Annotated in this window: 17 protein-coding genes; 15 read left to right on the plus strand and 2 right to left on the minus strand. The window is 59.0% G+C overall.

Going from position 1 to position 15574, the window contains the following annotated elements; translation table 11 throughout:
- Positions 1 to 130: 130 nt before the first annotated feature.
- The 10 genes from G3M63_RS08170 to hisC all read left to right on the plus strand — a co-directional run bounded on the left by G3M63_RS08170 (position 131) and on the right by hisC (position 7890).
- Complete coding sequence (locus G3M63_RS08170) at positions 131 to 946, plus strand: ATP-binding cassette domain-containing protein (RefSeq protein ID WP_163982546.1); 816 nt, start codon at positions 131 to 133, stop codon at positions 944 to 946.
- Positions 943 to 1728 carry a lipid asymmetry maintenance ABC transporter permease subunit MlaE gene (gene mlaE, locus G3M63_RS08175; RefSeq protein WP_150301888.1) on the plus strand — a complete coding sequence of 262 codons (786 nt, stop codon included), beginning with the start codon at positions 943 to 945 and terminating at the stop codon, positions 1726 to 1728. Before G3M63_RS08170 ends, mlaE begins: the two co-directional genes overlap by 4 nt.
- Before the next feature lie 19 nt (positions 1729 to 1747).
- Positions 1748 to 2215: an outer membrane lipid asymmetry maintenance protein MlaD gene (gene mlaD / locus G3M63_RS08180; RefSeq protein ID WP_150301887.1), complete on the plus strand. Its 468-nt coding sequence runs from the start codon at positions 1748 to 1750 to the stop codon at positions 2213 to 2215.
- A gap of 12 nt (positions 2216 to 2227) precedes the next feature.
- Positions 2228 to 2875, plus strand: a complete 648-nt coding sequence (locus G3M63_RS08185) for a phospholipid-binding protein MlaC (RefSeq protein WP_163982548.1) — start codon at positions 2228 to 2230, stop codon at positions 2873 to 2875.
- Entirely contained in the window at positions 2872 to 3192 is a 321-nt protein-coding gene (locus G3M63_RS08190; RefSeq protein WP_163982550.1) for a lipid asymmetry maintenance protein MlaB, read from the plus strand. Before G3M63_RS08185 ends, G3M63_RS08190 begins: the two co-directional genes overlap by 4 nt.
- A gap of 31 nt (positions 3193 to 3223) precedes the next feature.
- Positions 3224 to 3463 carry a BolA family protein gene (locus tag G3M63_RS08195; protein WP_150301884.1) on the plus strand — a complete coding sequence of 80 codons (240 nt, stop codon included), beginning with the start codon at positions 3224 to 3226 and terminating at the stop codon, positions 3461 to 3463.
- Between the two features lie 27 nt (positions 3464 to 3490).
- On the plus strand, positions 3491 to 4756 hold the full coding sequence (gene murA, locus G3M63_RS08200; protein WP_150301883.1) for a UDP-N-acetylglucosamine 1-carboxyvinyltransferase: 1266 nt from the start codon (positions 3491 to 3493) through the stop codon (positions 4754 to 4756).
- 10 nt (positions 4757 to 4766) lie between these two features.
- Positions 4767 to 5414: an ATP phosphoribosyltransferase gene (gene hisG / locus G3M63_RS08205; RefSeq protein ID WP_150301882.1), complete on the plus strand. Its 648-nt coding sequence runs from the start codon at positions 4767 to 4769 to the stop codon at positions 5412 to 5414.
- Positions 5415 to 5446: 32 nt separating this feature from the next.
- A complete protein-coding gene (gene hisD, locus G3M63_RS08210) occupies positions 5447 to 6757 on the plus strand; it encodes a histidinol dehydrogenase (RefSeq protein WP_163982552.1) in 1311 nt (436 codons plus the stop codon).
- Positions 6758 to 6834: 77 nt separating this feature from the next.
- Positions 6835 to 7890 carry a histidinol-phosphate transaminase gene (gene hisC / locus G3M63_RS08215; protein WP_163982553.1) on the plus strand — a complete coding sequence of 352 codons (1056 nt, stop codon included), beginning with the start codon at positions 6835 to 6837 and terminating at the stop codon, positions 7888 to 7890.
- A gap of 46 nt (positions 7891 to 7936) precedes the next feature.
- Here the strand turns inward: hisC and G3M63_RS08220 are convergent, their stop codons facing one another.
- A complete protein-coding gene (locus tag G3M63_RS08220; protein WP_150301879.1) occupies positions 7937 to 9079 on the minus strand; it encodes a S1C family serine protease in 1143 nt (380 codons plus the stop codon).
- 140 nt (positions 9080 to 9219) lie between these two features.
- On the opposite strand from G3M63_RS08220, the gene G3M63_RS08225 reads away from it, so the two are divergent.
- The 5 genes from G3M63_RS08225 (at position 9220) to tadA (ending at position 13905) form a co-directional block, all read left to right on the plus strand.
- A complete protein-coding gene (locus tag G3M63_RS08225) occupies positions 9220 to 9993 on the plus strand; it encodes a Nif3-like dinuclear metal center hexameric protein (RefSeq protein ID WP_163982555.1) in 774 nt (257 codons plus the stop codon).
- A gap of 139 nt (positions 9994 to 10132) precedes the next feature.
- Positions 10133 to 11038, plus strand: coding sequence for a sulfate adenylyltransferase subunit CysD (gene cysD, locus G3M63_RS08230; protein WP_150301877.1), 906 nt, complete (start codon positions 10133 to 10135; stop codon positions 11036 to 11038).
- Positions 11039 to 11105: 67 nt separating this feature from the next.
- Positions 11106 to 11471 carry a four helix bundle protein gene (locus G3M63_RS08235; protein ID WP_150301876.1) on the plus strand — a complete coding sequence of 122 codons (366 nt, stop codon included), beginning with the start codon at positions 11106 to 11108 and terminating at the stop codon, positions 11469 to 11471.
- Positions 11472 to 11535: 64 nt separating this feature from the next.
- Positions 11536 to 13443: a sulfate adenylyltransferase subunit CysN gene (cysN, locus tag G3M63_RS08240; protein WP_163982557.1), complete on the plus strand. Its 1908-nt coding sequence runs from the start codon at positions 11536 to 11538 to the stop codon at positions 13441 to 13443.
- Between the two features lie 3 nt (positions 13444 to 13446).
- The gene (gene tadA, locus G3M63_RS08245) at positions 13447 to 13905 is read left to right on the plus strand and encodes a tRNA adenosine(34) deaminase TadA (protein WP_163982559.1); all 459 of its coding nucleotides are present in this window, start codon (positions 13447 to 13449) and stop codon (positions 13903 to 13905) included.
- A 78-nt stretch (positions 13906 to 13983) separates the two neighbouring features.
- On the opposite strand, the gene mltF is transcribed toward tadA, so the two are convergent.
- A complete protein-coding gene (gene mltF / locus G3M63_RS08250; RefSeq protein ID WP_163982561.1) occupies positions 13984 to 15381 on the minus strand; it encodes a membrane-bound lytic murein transglycosylase MltF in 1398 nt (465 codons plus the stop codon).
- Positions 15382 to 15574 lie beyond the last annotated feature (193 nt).

Below are 15574 nucleotides of genomic sequence, written 5' to 3' on the forward strand. Positions count from 1 at the left end.
CGCTATCGCCGGAAATCAAACGTCAATCGGCTCTGATTTCGCGCAGCTTGGGGCGAGCCGGTTGAACTGGTATATTAGCGCGTTCATTTTTGCCGCAGCTTCGCGGCACCCAAGGATCAGGTTTGTTCATATGGCCGTATCGCCGGACTACATCGTTGATATGCAAAAGGTTTCCTTCTCGCGAGGAGAACGCCTGATCTTTGATAACGTCGACATTCGTATTCCCCGGGGCAAAGTCACCGGGATTATGGGGCCATCCGGTTGCGGCAAGACCACGCTGTTGCGCCTGATCGGTGCCCAGCTACGTCCGGACAGTGGTTCCATCATGGTCAATGATCAGGATATCCCCAGGTTGGGCCGCAGCGAGCTGTTCGAGGCGCGCCAGCAGATGGGCATGTTGTTTCAGAGTGGCGCGCTGTTTACCGATCTCAGCGTATTCGAGAATGTCGCCTTCCCGCTGCGCGTTCATACCGATCTGCCGGAAGAAATGGTGCGCGATATCGTCTTGCTCAAGCTTCAGGCGGTAGGGCTGCGTGGCGCTTATCAGCTGATGCCTGACGAGTTGTCCGGCGGCATGCAGCGCCGCGTCGCATTGGCTCGGGCTATCGCGCTGGACCCTCAGTTGATGATGTACGACGAGCCATTCGTAGGGCAGGACCCGATTTCGATGGGCGTATTGGTCCGTCTGATCAGGCTGTTGAATGATGCGTTGGGGCTCTCGAGCATTGTCGTTTCGCATGATCTGGCCGAGACCGCCGGCATCGCCGACTATTTATATGTGGTGGGCGATGGTCAGGTGCTTGGGCACGGCAAGCCCGAGGATCTGATGAACTCGGATAATCCACGTATCCGCCAGTTCATGCAGGGCGAGCCGGACGGTCCGGTCCCCTTCCATTATCCGGCGAATGGCTACGTCGATGATCTATTGGGCAGGGAGAGCCGATGAAAGCTTCGATGACTGACCGGGTTGCGCTATTGGGACGGTCTGGCCTGGATATTGTCGCCGCGCTGGGACGCTCCGGGATTTTCTTGTTTCAGGCGCTGGCGGGTAGGTCACGGTTTGGTAACGCGTTCGGTCTGCTGGTGCGCCAGTTGTATTCGGTCGGCGTACTGTCGATGGTCATCATCGTGGTGTCCGGGCTGTTCATCGGCATGGTGCTGGCGCTGCAGGGCTATAACATTCTGTCCGGCTACGGCTCGGAACAAGCGGTCGGCCAGATGGTCGCGCTGACCCTGCTGCGTGAGCTGGGGCCGGTGGTCACCGCGCTGCTGTTTGCGGGTCGCGCCGGTTCGGCCCTGACTGCAGAAATCGGCTTGATGAAGGCCACCGAGCAGTTGTCCAGCCTGGAAATGATCGGCGTTGATCCGCTCAAGTACGTGATCGCGCCGCGGCTCTGGGCCGGATTTATTTCCATGCCCTTACTGGCAATGATTTTCTGCGTGGTGGGAATCTGGGGCGGCGCAATGGTCGCGGTCGACTGGCTCGGCGTATACTCCGGCTCCTATTGGTCGAATATGCAGAACGCCGTCCAGTTTGGTGACGATGTACTCAACGGACTGATCAAGGCCCTGGTGTTCGCCTTCGTGGTGACCTGGATTGCAGTATTCCAGGGCTATGATTGCGACCCGACTTCCGAAGGCATCAGCCGGGCGACCACCCGCACTGTCGTCTACGCGTCTCTGGCCGTTCTGAGCCTGGACTTCATTCTTACCGCTTTGATGTTTTGATTACCCAAGGAAACCCAAGATGCGTATGCGTACTCTGGAACTGACAGTTGGCGTGTTCATTCTCGCCGGATTGCTGGCTCTCGCGGTTCTTGCCGTGCGGGTCAGTGGCCTGTCGACGAATGCGACCGGGGATGTCTATAAGGTCTACGCCCATTTCGACAACGTGTCGGGACTGACCACCCGCGCCCGCGTCACCATGGCGGGTGTAACTATCGGCCAGGTGACCGATATCCAGTTCGACAAGAACCGCTACACCGGCCGCGTGGAAATGGCGATATTTGACGATGTGGATACTTTGCCGTCGGACAGTGCCGCCTCGATTGTTACCGCAGGTCTGCTTGGTGAGAAGTACATCGGAATTTCAGTCGGTGGGGATGACATGATGCTCGCCGACGGTGATGAAATCTATGACACTCAGTCAGCCCTGGTGCTTGAAGAGTTGATCGGGCGCTTCCTGCTCAATACCGTCAGCAGCAGCGACGAATAACCGGAGAGAAAAATGCGAAATGTAATCAAGCTGGCCCTGATGCTGGCTCTGTCTGTCCCCCTGTTTACGCACGCGGCTTCCGCTACCCCGCAGCAAGTGGTGGAAGATACGTCAAACCGCGTGATGGACGTGCTCGATTCCAACCGGGAGCTGTACAAAAAGGATTCTGAAGCCTTCCTGGAAGGTCTCAGCGAAGTGCTGGACCCTGTGGTGGACTACGAAGGCATCGCACGCAGCGTCATGACAGTGCGCTTCAGCCGTGATGCCAGCCCGGAGCAGATCCAGCGGTTCATCGAGACCTTCAAGCGAAGCATGGTGCAGTTCTACGGCAACGCTCTGCTGGAATTCGATAGCGGCAAGATCAAGGTTCTGCCGCCGCGTAGTCGCGACCAGCAGCGTGATGACCGCGCCAGCGTCAATATGGAAATCCAGACCGCCAACGGGACGATTTACCCGGCCACTTACACCATGGTCAACAAGGATGGTCAGTGGATGGTGCGTAACGTGATTGTCGAAGGCATCAACATTGGTTTGCTGTTCCGCGACCAGTTCGCCCAGGCCATGCAGGCGCATGGCAACGATCTGGACAAGGTTATCGACAACTGGGGCGGGGTGGTTGCCCAGTCCCGCGAGAAGGTCGAAGAAGGCGTCGAGCAGTGAGTACACGCGTCGTCAGCGATGATGGCAGCAGGATAAAAATTGAAGGCGAGCTCGATTTCGTCACGGCGGTATCCGTACGCTCCGAGCTCGAAAGGGCGATAGGTCAGGCCGGGGATGACGTCCTCCTGGACTTGTCCGGTGTCAGCCGGGCGAACAGTGTTGGTCTGTCACTTATTCTGGTCGCTGCCCGCAAACAGACCGAAAAGGGTGGCAATCTACGCCTGACCGAGGTCCCGCAGGCACTGCGGAGCATTGCCACCGTATGTCAGCTTGATGAGTGGCTGGCGTCGGTGACCGAGTCACCCCAGGCCAGCTGAACCGCACCGAAACGCCACAGGAGAGAACCTCATGCATGCACATGACGTGAAGAAGATGCTCGAAGAGCAATTGCCGGGAGCCCAGGTGGAAGTGGAAGGCGAAGGCTGCAATTTTCAGCTTAACGTCATCAGTGACGAACTGGCGGCGCTGCCACCGGTCAAGCGCCAGCAACAGGTCTATGCGCTGCTCAATCAGCCGATAACCGACGGCAGCATACATGCCGTGACAATGAAATTTTTTACCCGTGAAACCTGGGCAAGCCGTTCCTGAGAAAAGGCCCCGACTAAAGAGACCCGCATGGACAAACTGATCATCACCGGCGGCGACAGCCTCGACGGCGAAATCCGCATTTCCGGGGCCAAGAATTCGGCCCTGCCGATTCTGGCCGCCACCCTGCTGGCTGATGAGCCGGTTACTATCTGCAACCTGCCGCACCTGCACGACATTACCACCATGATCGAGCTGTTCGGCCGGATGGGTGTCGAGCCCGTGGTCGACGAGCGGCTCAATGTTGAAGTCGATCCGACTCGCATCACCACCCTGGTTGCGCCCTATGAGCTGGTCAAGACGATGCGCGCATCGATCCTGGTGCTTGGGCCGATGCTGGCACATTTCGGCCAGGCTGAAGTGGCGTTGCCGGGCGGTTGTGCTATCGGTACGCGTCCTGTCGATCTGCATATCCGCGGCCTGGAAGCCATGGGTGCGGAGATCACCGTGGATGGCGGTTACATCAAGGCCAGGACGCCTCCGGGCGGTCTGCGCGGTGCGCATTTCTTCTTCGATACCGTGAGTGTGACCGGTACTGAAAACGTACTGATGGCAGCGACCCTGGCCAAGGGGCGCACGGTGCTGGAAAACGCCGCCCGTGAACCGGAGGTCATCGATCTGGCTGAATGCCTGATCGCCATGGGCGCGAATATTACTGGCCATGGCACGGCAACGATTGTTATTGAAGGCGTCGAGCGGCTGCACGCTGCGCGCTACTCGGTCATGCCGGACCGGATCGAGACCGGTACCTATCTGGTCGCCGCTGCCGCCACCCGGGGCCGCGTCAAGCTCAAGGATACCGACCCATCCATCCTGGAAGCGGTACTGCTCAAACTGGAAGAGGCTGGTGCCTTGATCGATACCGGCAAGAACTGGATCAGCCTGGATATGAAGGGCAACCGGCCCAAGGCGATCAATCTGCGCACGGCGCCGTACCCGGCGTTCCCGACCGATATGCAAGCTCAGTTTATAGCCATGAATGCGGTGGCCGAAGGCACCGGGACTGTCGTTGAAACGGTTTTCGAGAACCGTTTCATGCACGTTCAGGAAATGAACCGCATGGGCGCCAACATCCTGATTGAAGGCAACACGGCGATCGTAAGCGGAGTCGAGCGGCTCAAGGGTGCGCCAGTCATGGCTACCGACCTGCGCGCCTCGGCAAGTCTGGTGATTGCCGGTCTGGTTGCCGATGGCGAGACGCTGGTCGATCGCATCTATCACATCGATCGCGGATACGAATGCATCGAGGAAAAGTTGCAAACGCTGGGGGCCTGCATTCGTCGGGTGCCCGCTTGAGGGAGCAGTAATGAGCCAGAGTCTGACAATTGCCCTGTCCAAGGGCCGTATCCTGGACGACACGCTGCCGCTGCTGAAGCTCGCCGGCATCGAACCGATCGAGGATCTGGAGAAAAGCCGCAAACTGATCTTTCCCACCAGCGATCCGGATGTGCGTTTGTTGATCGTGCGCGCCACCGATGTGCCGACTTACGTCGAACTCGGCGCTGCCGATCTGGGCGTGGCGGGCAAGGATGTGCTGATGGAGTACGACAGCCAGGGCCTGTATGAGCCGCTGGATCTGAAAATCGCCAATTGCCGGCTGATGACCGCAGGCCCGGTAAACACACCCGAGCCCAAGGGCCGGCTGCGCGTGGCCACCAAGTTCGTCAATGTTGCGCGACGCTATTATGCGGAGCAGGGACGTCAGGTGGAGGTGATCAAGCTCTACGGTTCGATGGAGTTGGCGCCATTGGTGGGGCTGGCCGACAAGATCATCGATGTGGTCGACACCGGCAATACGTTGCGCGCCAATGGGCTGGAACCGCAGGAGCTGATCTGCCATATCAGCTCGCGACTGATCGTCAACAAGGCTGCGATGAAGATGAAGCACGCCCGCATCAAGGCGCTGATCGATGTGCTCGGCGATGCTGTGGAGCGTCGCAGTGAAACCGAATAACCTGTCCTTCTTTCAACAAAGGTAGCTATCCCATGAACACGCCATTGAAAATCGCCCGTCTCGACGCCGACCAGGTCGATTTCAATCAGCATCTGGATGCGCTGCTGGCGTGGGAAGGCGTGTCTGATCGGGCGGTAAACCAGCGCGTCGAGGAGATCATCGAGGCCGTACGCCAGCGTGGCGACGCCGCACTGGTCGAATATACGGCGCGCTTCGACGGTCTCGACGTCGCGAACATGGCTGAGTTGATTCTCGGCCGTGAACGCCTTGAGGTCGCCCTTGAACGTATCACGCCCGAACAGCGCACCGCCCTGGAAGTGGCTGCCGAGCGCGTGCGCGTCTATCACGAACATCAGCGTCAGGCGTCCTGGCGCTACACTGAAGCTGACGGCACGGTGCTGGGCCAGCAGATCACTGCACTTGATCGGGCCGGGCTCTACGTTCCCGGGGGCAAGGCCTCCTATCCGTCCTCGGTGCTGATGAACGCCATACCTGCCAAGGTCGCTGGCGTACCTGAAGTGGTCATGGTGGTGCCTACCCCACGCGGCGAAATCAACGAGCTGGTATTGGCTGCCGCCTGCCTGGCCGGTGTCGATCGCGTGATTACCATCGGTGGCGCCCAGGCAGTCGCTGCGCTGGCCTACGGCACCGAAAGTGTCCCGCGCGTAGACAAGATTGTCGGGCCGGGAAATATCTATGTCGCCACCGCCAAGCGTGCAGTGTTCGGTCAGGTCGGTATCGACATGATTGCCGGACCTTCGGAGATCCTGGTGATCTGCGACGGCCAGACAGATCCGGACTGGATCGCCATGGATCTGTTCTCGCAGGCTGAGCATGACGAGAATGCCCAGTCGATTCTGTTGTCGCCGGATGCCGCGTTTCTCGACGCGGTACAGGCCAGTCTCGACAAGCTGCTGTCCAGTCTGGAGCGCTCCGATATGGTGCGCGTGTCGATCGAAACCCGCGGCGCGCTGATCAAGGTAGCCAGTCTGGAACAGGCGATCGAAGTATCCAATCTTATCGCGCCCGAGCACCTGGAGTTGTCTGTAGCGGACCCCGATGCGCTGCTACCGCAGATCCGCCATGCCGGCGCCATCTTTATGGGCCGCTTCACGCCTGAAGCATTGGGTGATTACTGCGCGGGTCCCAATCACGTGTTGCCAACATCCGGTACCGCGCGGTTCTCCTCGCCGCTTGGCGTCTATGACTTCCAGAAACGTTCGTCGGTGATCTTTTGCTCACCCGAGGGCGCCTCCGAGCTGGCAAAAACCGCATCTGTGCTGGCGCGGGGCGAAAGCCTGACGGCGCATGCGCGCAGTGCGGAATACCGAATAAAAGATTAATGGCCGAAGCTGACCATCGGCTGGGTGCTTGTCACTCCCAGCTTCCAGCTTTTGACGTTTATACCGAGGATTGATTAGTGAGCCGCTTCTGGAGTCCCTTTGTCAAAGACCTGGTGCCCTATGTCCCGGGCGAGCAGCCGAAGCTGGATAACCTGGTCAAGCTCAACACCAACGAAAACCCCTACGGCCCATCGCCGCGGGTACTCGAAGCGATTCGCGGCGGGGTGGATGCTGGCCTGCGGCTGTATCCTGCGCCCAATGCCGATAGCCTGAAGTCGGCCATCGCCGGGTATTACTCGGTCACGCCACAGCAAGTATTTGTGGGCAATGGCTCCGATGAGGTGCTCGCGCATATTTTTCATGGTCTGTTCCAGCACGGCCGGCCGGTATTGTTCCCGGATATCAGCTACAGCTTCTATCCGGTGTACTGTGGGCTCTACGGGATCGAAGCCCGTACGGTAGAACTGGCAGATGATTTCACTATTTGTTCGGATGATTATCAGCAGCCCAACGGCGGTATCATTTTCCCTAACCCGAATGCACCCACGGGCATACTGTTGGGCCTGGACAAGATCGAAGCCATTCTTCAGACCAACACCGAATCAGTGGTGGTGGTGGATGAAGCCTATGTCGATTTCGGCGGCGAGACGGCAATCGGACTGGTTGACCGTTATCCCAATCTGCTGGTGACCCAGACCCTGTCCAAGTCGCGCTCGCTCGCTGGCATGCGGGTTGGTCTCGCGGTGGGCCATCCGGAGCTTATCGAAGCGCTTGAGCGGATTAAGAACAGCTTCAATTCCTACCCGCTGGATCGTCTGGCTATCCTGGGGGCGGTCGCGGCTTTTGATGACGAGGAATACTTTCGCACAACGTGCCAGGCCGTCATGCGTAGCCGGGAGAATCTGAGCCAGGCATTGCAGGCGCTGGGATTTGAAGTGTTGCCCTCGGCGGCCAACTTTATCTTTGCCAGGCATCGCGAGCGTGACGCTGCGGGGCTGGCGCAGGGTCTGCGTGAGCAGCGGGTCATCGTACGGCATTTCAATGCGCCACGGATCAACCAGTTTCTGCGCATCACCATCGGTACTGAAGAACAGAATCAGGCCTTGCTCGAGGCGCTGAAACAACTCATCTGATTCGTTGGCCGGCAGGGGCCGTAAGCCCCTCACTGCGCGAGCCCGCTCAGGGCTTGAAGCTAGGCCGAACCCCGACTTGCGCGACAAAGGTGTGCTTCTTGCCGTCGCGCATCACCTCCATGGTTACTTTCTCTCCGGGATCGGCGCGCGCGACCTGGTTCATGGCGTCGCGACCACTGCTGGCGGGCTGTTCATCAATACGCAGAATCAGATCACCCGGCTGGAGGCCCGCCTGCCAGGCGGGACCATCTCGATACAGTCCGGTAATCACGATGCCCTCGCTCTGCTTCAGATTGTATGACGCTGCCAGATCCGGTGTTACCGGTTGCACTTCCACGCCGAGCCAGCCGCGGATTACCCGACCAGCGGCGATGATCTCCTGCATGACCTCATAGGCCAGTCGCGCCGGGATGGCGAAACCGATTCCCTGGGAGCCGCCTGACTGGGAGAAAATCGCGGTATTGATGCCGATCAGATTGCCGTGGGCATCTATCAGCGCACCGCCCGAGTTGCCCTGGTTGATGGCAGCATCGGTCTGGATGAAGTCTTCATAGGTGTTCAGCCCCAGCTGATTGCGCCCTGTGGCGCTGATAATGCCCATGGTTACCGTCTGGCCCAGGCCGAAGGGATTACCGATTGCCATGACCACATCGCCGGTGCGCTGTCTGAGTTCGTCGTTGGAGCTGATGGTGACCGCTGGCAAGTTGGGCAAATCGATTTTGAGCACTGCGAGATCGGTTTCCGGGTCGGTGCCGATCAGGCGCGCCAGCGCTTCACGACCGTCCTGCAAGGCTACGAGAATTTCGTCGGCGTCGGCGATGACGTGGTTATTGGTCAGCAGATAGCCGTCGGGACTCAGAATTACCGCTGAACCAAGGCTGGACTGACGCCGCGCGGGTGCGGGCATGGTGTCGGAATAATCCCTGAGGGTCGGCGCTCGGGGCTGCCCATTGGTCTCGCTGAGTTCCTTGCTGGTAAAGATGCTGGCAACCGCGGGCGCTGCGCGTTGTACCGCGTCGCTATAGGAGGCGGGACCCACTGACGGAGCCGCCGCCTGCGGAGCGACCTGAATCGCTACATTGCTTTTTTCAGGTAAACCGAGCCAGTGGGGATACTTCTGGACGATCAGCAGTGCCGCCAGCAGGCCGCAGGCCACCGGCCACGCGAGATTACGCACGAGGTCCTTCATTAATCTGTCCCTTGAATCATGGTCGGCCTGTCTAAACCGATCATTATAAGTACATGCCGCAGTCCTGTGGAGCGCAAGTTCTTGAAAAGACTCCGTCCGGGTCCGAGAATGCAGGGTCTGCCCATTGGCTGGAGAATATCATGAGCGATCAACGCTCGGTCACGCGCAGCGATCTCGTTGCCTACTGCGACGCCATGCTGGAGAGTTCGGCCTTTCAGGACTACTGCCCGAACGGGTTGCAGGTCGAAGGCCGCAACCAGGTGCGGCGATTGATTACCGGCGTCACTGCCAGTCAGGCATTGGTTGATGCCGCGATAGAGCAGGGCGCGGATATGCTACTGGTCCATCATGGGTATTTCTGGAAGGGCGAAGCTGCTCCGCTAACAGGGATCAAGAAAAAACGACTCAAGGCCCTGCTGGAAAACGATATCAGCCTGCTTGCCTATCATCTGCCGCTGGACGTGCATGCCGAGGTAGGCAATAACGTCCAGCTTGCGCGGTTGCTGGGCTGGCAGATTCGCGGCGGCCTCGAGCCGGCCAATCCGCGGTCGGTAGGGTTGCATGGCGAACTCGAGACAGCCCAATCGGGGGCCGAGGTGGCGGCGAGTCTCGAGCGCGCCCTGGGGCGGATGCCGTTGCACATTGCCGGAAACGACCGGCCGATCAAGCGTATTGCCTGGTGTACGGGCGCAGCACAAGGCTACATCGAGAAGGCTATAGCGCTCGGGATGGATGCCTTCGTCACCGGTGAAATATCCGAGCCGACCGTCCACAGTGCGCGGGAAAACCGGATCCATTTCTTCGCCGCCGGCCATCACGCCACCGAGCGCTACGGTGTACAAGCGCTGGGTGAGAGACTCGCCGCGCATTTCGGCATCGAGCACCGCTTTGTCGATATCGATAATCCGGTCTGATTGGTTGCCGACCCGGTTGCGCTGAGTTGGTCTGCCCAATATATGAATATGCTTTAAAGGTATTAAAAGGCGTCTTATTAGATGCAAGTGCCTTTGTTACAATGCCGACCTATCTGAAGTCCTTCATCGTGAGTACGCCATGCTCGAAAAACTGACACATCTCAAGCAACTGGAAGCCGAAAGCATCCACATCATTCGCGAGGTGGCCGCCGAGTTTCAGAATCCGGTGATGCTGTATTCGATCGGTAAGGACTCTGCGGTCATGTTGCACCTGGCCCGCAAAGCCTTTTATCCAGGCCGCCTGCCGTTCCCGGTCATGCACGTCGACACCGGCTGGAAATTCCGCGAAATGTACAGTTTCCGCGAACGCATCGTCGACGAAATGGAGCTGGACCTGCTGGTCCACAAGAACCCGGAAGGCGTAGCCCAGGGCATCGGTCCGTTCACCCATGGCAGCGCCGTGCACACCGATGTGATGAAGACCCAGGGTCTGAAGCAGGCATTGGACAAGTACGGCTTCGATGCGGCCTTTGGTGGCGCCCGCCGCGATGAAGAAAAATCGCGAGCGAAAGAGCGCGTCTATTCCTTCCGTGACAAGCATCACCGCTGGGATCCGAAAAACCAGCGTCCGGAACTGTGGAATATCTACAACGGCAAGGTACACAAGGGCGAAAGTATCCGCGTCTTCCCGCTGTCGAACTGGACCGAGCTGGATATCTGGCAATACATCTACCTCGAAAGCATCCCGATTGTGCCGTTGTATTTCGCCGCCAAGCGTCCGGTGGTTGAGCGCAACGGTTCGCTGATCATGGTCGATGACGAGCGCATGCCGCTCGAAGAGGGCGAAGTGCCAGAGGAAAAGATGGTTCGTTTCCGCACCCTCGGCTGTTATCCGCTCACCGGCGCAGTGGAATCCACCGCCGCCACCCTGCCGGAAATCATTCAGGAAATGCTTTTGACCCGCACGTCTGAGCGCCAGGGCCGGGTGATCGATCACGATCAAGCCGGATCGATGGAGGAGAAGAAGAGGCAGGGGTATTTCTAGCCGAAGGCGGAAATGCCTGGCAGCTTGAAGCGGGAAGCTTGAAGCTTGAAGTGACACGGAGATTGTCATGGATTTCGAGAAACTTGAAGTGTGGAAGCGTTCAGCGCGATTGTCGGTGAGTTTGTACAAGAACGTGTCGGGCCACCGCGACTGGGGATATCGGGACCAAATTACCCGCTCTGGTTTGTCCGTCCCGAGCAATATCGCAGAAGGGATGAGTAGGGAAGGACCGCGTGAAAAGGTCCGTTTTCTACTCATTGCCAAAGGTTCTTGTGCGGAGTTGCGCACGCAGCTTTATATCGGCCAAGCAGCTGGAATGCTGCTGCCTGAGTACGCTGCACGCGCGGTCAATGAGACGCGCGAGATAGCCGCCATGCTGGCAAGCTTGATAAATACTATCCGTTCGCAATCTCAAGCGGATGGCACGAAATAACTCACTGGTTTTGCTTCAAGCTTCCAGCTTCAAGCTTCCAGCTTTAAAGAACCGGAAAAATATCATGTCACACCAGTCAGACCTCATAAGCGAAGACATCCTGGCCTATCTGGGGCAGCACGAGCGTAAGGAGCTGCTGCGCTTTCTGACCTGCGGCAACGTCGATGACGGCAAAAGCACCTTGATCGGCCGCCTGCTGCATGACTCCAAGATGATCTATGAAGATCATATGGAAGCCATTACCCGCGACTCCAAAAAGTCCGGCACCACGGGTGAGGAAGTCGACCTGGCACTTTTGGTTGACGGCCTGCAGGCCGAGCGCGAGCAGGGCATCACCATTGATGTTGCCTACCGCTATTTTTCGACTGCCAAGCGTAAATTTATCATCGCCGACACTCCCGGCCATGAGCAGTACACCCGCAACATGGCCACCGGGGCGTCTACCTGTGACCTGGCGATTATCCTGATCGATGCGCGCTATGGCGTGCAGACGCAAACGCGTCGGCACAGTTTTATCGCCTCGCTGCTGGGCATCAAGCACATCGTGGTTGCCGTCAACAAGATGGACCTGATGGAGTTTGATCAGACCGTCTTCGATCGGATCTGCGACGATTACCGCCAGTTCGCCGGTGGCCTTGAACTGCTGGATGGCAGCAGTGTGCACTTCGTGCCGATGTCTGCGCTCAAGGGCGACAACGTGGTCAATCGCAGTGAGCGCAGTCCCTGGTATACCGGGCCCTCGCTGATGGAGATTCTCGAGACGGTTGAGATCGCTGCCGACCGCAATCTCACCGATCTGCGCTTTCCGGTTCAACTGGTTACCCGGCCGAACCTGAACTTCCGCGGCTTTGCCGGTACCGTTGCGTCCGGCATCGTTCACAAGGGCGACGAGCTGGTGGTGCTTCCTTCGGGCAAGACCAGCCGGGTCAAGTCCATCGTGACCTTCGACGGCGAACTGGAAAGCGCGGGGCCCGGTCAGGCGGTGACCTTGACCATGGAAGACGAGGTGGATATCTCCCGGGGCGACATGCTGGCCCACGTGGATAACCGTCCGTTGATCGGCGATCAGTTCGAAGCCGATATCGTGTGGATGGCCGAGCAGCCGATGCAGCCGGGACGCAAATACGATATCAAGCGTGCAACCAGCACCAGCCCGGGCTCCTTCACGCGCATCCTGCATCAGATCGATGTCAATACGATGGAAAAGCAGACGGCTGCGCAGCTGGAACTGAATGAGATTGGTCGGGTCGAGTTGGCGCTGGAGCGACCAATTGCCTATGACGATTACCGGGCCAATCACGTCTCGGGCGCCTTTATTATTGTCGACCGCATGACCAATGGCACCGTGGGCGCGGGAATGATCGTGGCCAAGGGGCTGATTGGGCAGAACACCACGGGCAGTCACCATGGCCGGCTGGCCCATGTGACCGCATCGGAACGCGCTGTGCGTTTCGGTCAGGAGCCGGTCACCGTTCTCTTTACAGGGCTGTCCGGTTCCGGCAAGAGCACCATTGCCTACGCGGTGGAGCGCAAACTGTTCGACAGCGGCCGTGCCTGTTACGTGCTGGATGGCAAGGTGCTGCGTCAGGATCTCAGCAAGGGGCTGGGTCAGAACGCTCTGGGTCGTGCCGAAAACCTGCAGAAGGGCGCTCGTATCGCCAGGCAGCTGAACGAAGCCGGGCTGATTGCGTTGGGCGCTTTCATGGCTCCGACCGAGGAAGGCCGCGCCGCAGCCAAGCACATTCTTGGCGATCGCTGCCTGTTGGTGTATCTGGATGCGCCGCTCGAGGTCTGTCAGGCACGTGATCCGTCCGGCCTCTACGCGGCCAACGCGGATGACACCGTACCGGGGATTTCCTACCCCTATGAGGCACCTGAAGACGCTGCTCTGGTGCTGAACACGGCGGAAATGGACCTTGATAGCTGTGTGGAGAAGGTGGTTGGTCTGCTGCGTGAACGTTCGCTGATCTGATCCATGAAGCCAGCCGATATCGACTTCATGCGCCTCGCGCTGGCGGAGGCCGAGCAGGCCGCCGCCTGTGGCGAGGTGCCGGTTGGTGCCGTGCTGGTTCAGGATGGCCAGATTATCGGTAGGGGGTTCAATCAGCCCATCCTCAGTCATGATCCCAGCGCCCACGCTGAAATGGTGGCGCTGCGTCAGGCGGCTGCGGCGCAGCAGAACTACCGCTTACCCGACTCCACTTTGTACGTGACGCTCGAGCCCTGCACCATGTGCACGGGGCTGCTGATTCATAGCCGAGTCAAACGGCTTGTGTTTGGTGCCCGCGAGCCCCGCGCGGGCGCGGTGGTAAGCCGTAGCCGGATTCTGGAGCAATCATGGATGAATCATCGCGTTGAAGTGGAAGGTGGCGTGCTGGAAGAGGAGTGTTCCGCTGTTCTGACGGCATTTTTCAGGGCGCGCCGGGAGCGCTAGTTCGCTCAAACCCGGGGCACCTTCTTTCGCTACCTTCCTGGACGCTCGTCCCCCCGTCAGAGTCCTGCAAATTGTTGATCAGATCCCCTGCGGTAGCTGCTCCAGGATACCGGGCGTATGGTAGTTGCTGTCCGGCAGACGACCTGTTTCAGACTGCGGCTGGGTTATCCATTGCAGGATTTCGTAATACCGGCGAATGTTCTGTACGTAGTTGACCGGTTCCACGCCGCGGGCATAACCGTAACGGGTCTGGGTGTACCACTGCTTCTTGGCGAGCAGGGGGAGATGGTCTTTTACATCAATCCAGCGGTCTGGATCGCGTCCGTTGTTGCGGGTCAGAATGCGTGCATCTTCCAGATGCCCGAGGCCGACGTTGTAGGCGGCCAGGGCAAACCAGGTGCGGTCTGGCTCAGGAATATCCGTCGACAGTTGATCCCGCACCCAGACCAGATAGCGCGCCCCGCCAAAAATGCTCTGCTTGGGATCAATGCGGTTGGTCACGCCGACAAATTTCGCTGTCGGCAGGGTCAGCATCATCAATCCGCGAACGCCGGTGGGCGAGCGTGCATCGGGGTCCCACAGCGATTCCTGATAGGCCATGCCGGCAAGCAACCGCCAATCCAGGGCATATTGATCACCGGCTTGACGGAAGTGGGTCTCAAACCGCGGCAACCGGCTCTGCATATGGCGTGCGAAGGCCCGTGCGCCGACATAATCAAGCACATCGGAATGGCCATAGAATCGTTCAACCAGCTGATCAAGGGTGCCGTTTGCCTTGATCGTCTCGAAGAATGAAGAGATCGCTTCGAGCAGGCTGTCGTCGTTGCTGTGCGGCAGCACCCAGGCGATAGGGCGGGGCTGGTCGAGATCAAAGCCGACCCGGACAGCGGGGTAGAACGCCTGGTTGACTACCAGCTCGTTGGAATACACCACTGCGTGATCGATTTCGTCATCGTTGACCAGGCGTAGCAGGTCGACGACCTCCAGATTGTCGGATTCCTCGAACATCAGTTCAGGGTGTTCGAGTTGCAGGTCACGCAATTGGTCGGCCAGCGTACTGCCCTTCAGTACCATGACGCGTTTGCCGTAGATATCACCGAGGTTGCGCGGTTGACGGGTGCCGCGTCGATAGACCACCTGTGGCGTGGCATCCAGATAGGGTTCGGCGAAGCGGACCTGACCCTCGCGGGCCGGGTTGATGGTCAGGCCCGCTGCAGCCAGGTCCGGACCGTTCTCTGCGCCTAGACGCTGGTAGATTTCGTCGAGCGTATAGGATGTGCTGAGATCCAGCTCCACACCCAGACTATCGGCGAAACGTTTGCTGAGTTCGTACTCGAGACCCGTATCGCCGTTACGGTCCTGATAATAGGTGGTGGGCGTATTGCGGGTGATCACGCGGAGCACACCCTCTTCATGAATCTGTTCCAGTCGGTTGGGCTTCTCGCAGCCGACCAACAGCACGGCCAGAGTTAACATGGCCCAGGTTGCTGCGCGGGCGTTGCATGACCAATTGGCTGCTGCCCACCCAGCGCATCGCCCAAACAGGCCTGGTGAGCGCGAACGTGAAGTAGGCGCGCTTCGCAGCATATCTGGCCGTGTCCTGGCTGCCTCGCGTGGAGCCTGCGAAGAGGTGTTGATCAAAGGGATGGGACGCATGGGCGCAAGTATA

This window comes from Pseudomonas sp. OIL-1, assembly GCF_010669185.1.
Classification (GTDB): domain Bacteria; phylum Pseudomonadota; class Gammaproteobacteria; order Pseudomonadales; family Pseudomonadaceae; genus Halopseudomonas; species Halopseudomonas profundi.

Coding starts and splice junctions, on each gene's coding strand:
- G3M63_RS08195 (WP_150301884.1), top strand. CDS start 3,224: ATGCATGCACATGACGTGAAGAAGATGCTCGAAGAGCAATTGCCGGGA.
- hisG (WP_150301882.1), top strand. CDS start 4,767: ATGAGCCAGAGTCTGACAATTGCCCTGTCCAAGGGCCGTATCCTGGAC.
- murA (WP_150301883.1), top strand. CDS start 3,491: ATGGACAAACTGATCATCACCGGCGGCGACAGCCTCGACGGCGAAATC.
- cysN (WP_163982557.1), top strand. CDS start 11,536: ATGTCACACCAGTCAGACCTCATAAGCGAAGACATCCTGGCCTATCTG.
- mltF (WP_163982561.1), bottom strand. CDS start 15,381: ATGTTAACTCTGGCCGTGCTGTTGGTCGGCTGCGAGAAGCCCAACCGA.
- mlaD (WP_150301887.1), top strand. CDS start 1,748: ATGCGTATGCGTACTCTGGAACTGACAGTTGGCGTGTTCATTCTCGCC.
- G3M63_RS08220 (WP_150301879.1), bottom strand. CDS start 9,079: ATGAAGGACCTCGTGCGTAATCTCGCGTGGCCGGTGGCCTGCGGCCTG.
- cysD (WP_150301877.1), top strand. CDS start 10,133: ATGCTCGAAAAACTGACACATCTCAAGCAACTGGAAGCCGAAAGCATC.
- G3M63_RS08185 (WP_163982548.1), top strand. CDS start 2,228: ATGCGAAATGTAATCAAGCTGGCCCTGATGCTGGCTCTGTCTGTCCCC.
- mlaE (WP_150301888.1), top strand. CDS start 943: ATGAAAGCTTCGATGACTGACCGGGTTGCGCTATTGGGACGGTCTGGC.
- G3M63_RS08170 (WP_163982546.1), top strand. CDS start 131: ATGGCCGTATCGCCGGACTACATCGTTGATATGCAAAAGGTTTCCTTC.
- hisD (WP_163982552.1), top strand. CDS start 5,447: ATGAACACGCCATTGAAAATCGCCCGTCTCGACGCCGACCAGGTCGAT.
- G3M63_RS08235 (WP_150301876.1), top strand. CDS start 11,106: ATGGATTTCGAGAAACTTGAAGTGTGGAAGCGTTCAGCGCGATTGTCG.
- G3M63_RS08225 (WP_163982555.1), top strand. CDS start 9,220: ATGAGCGATCAACGCTCGGTCACGCGCAGCGATCTCGTTGCCTACTGC.
- tadA (WP_163982559.1), top strand. CDS start 13,447: ATGAAGCCAGCCGATATCGACTTCATGCGCCTCGCGCTGGCGGAGGCC.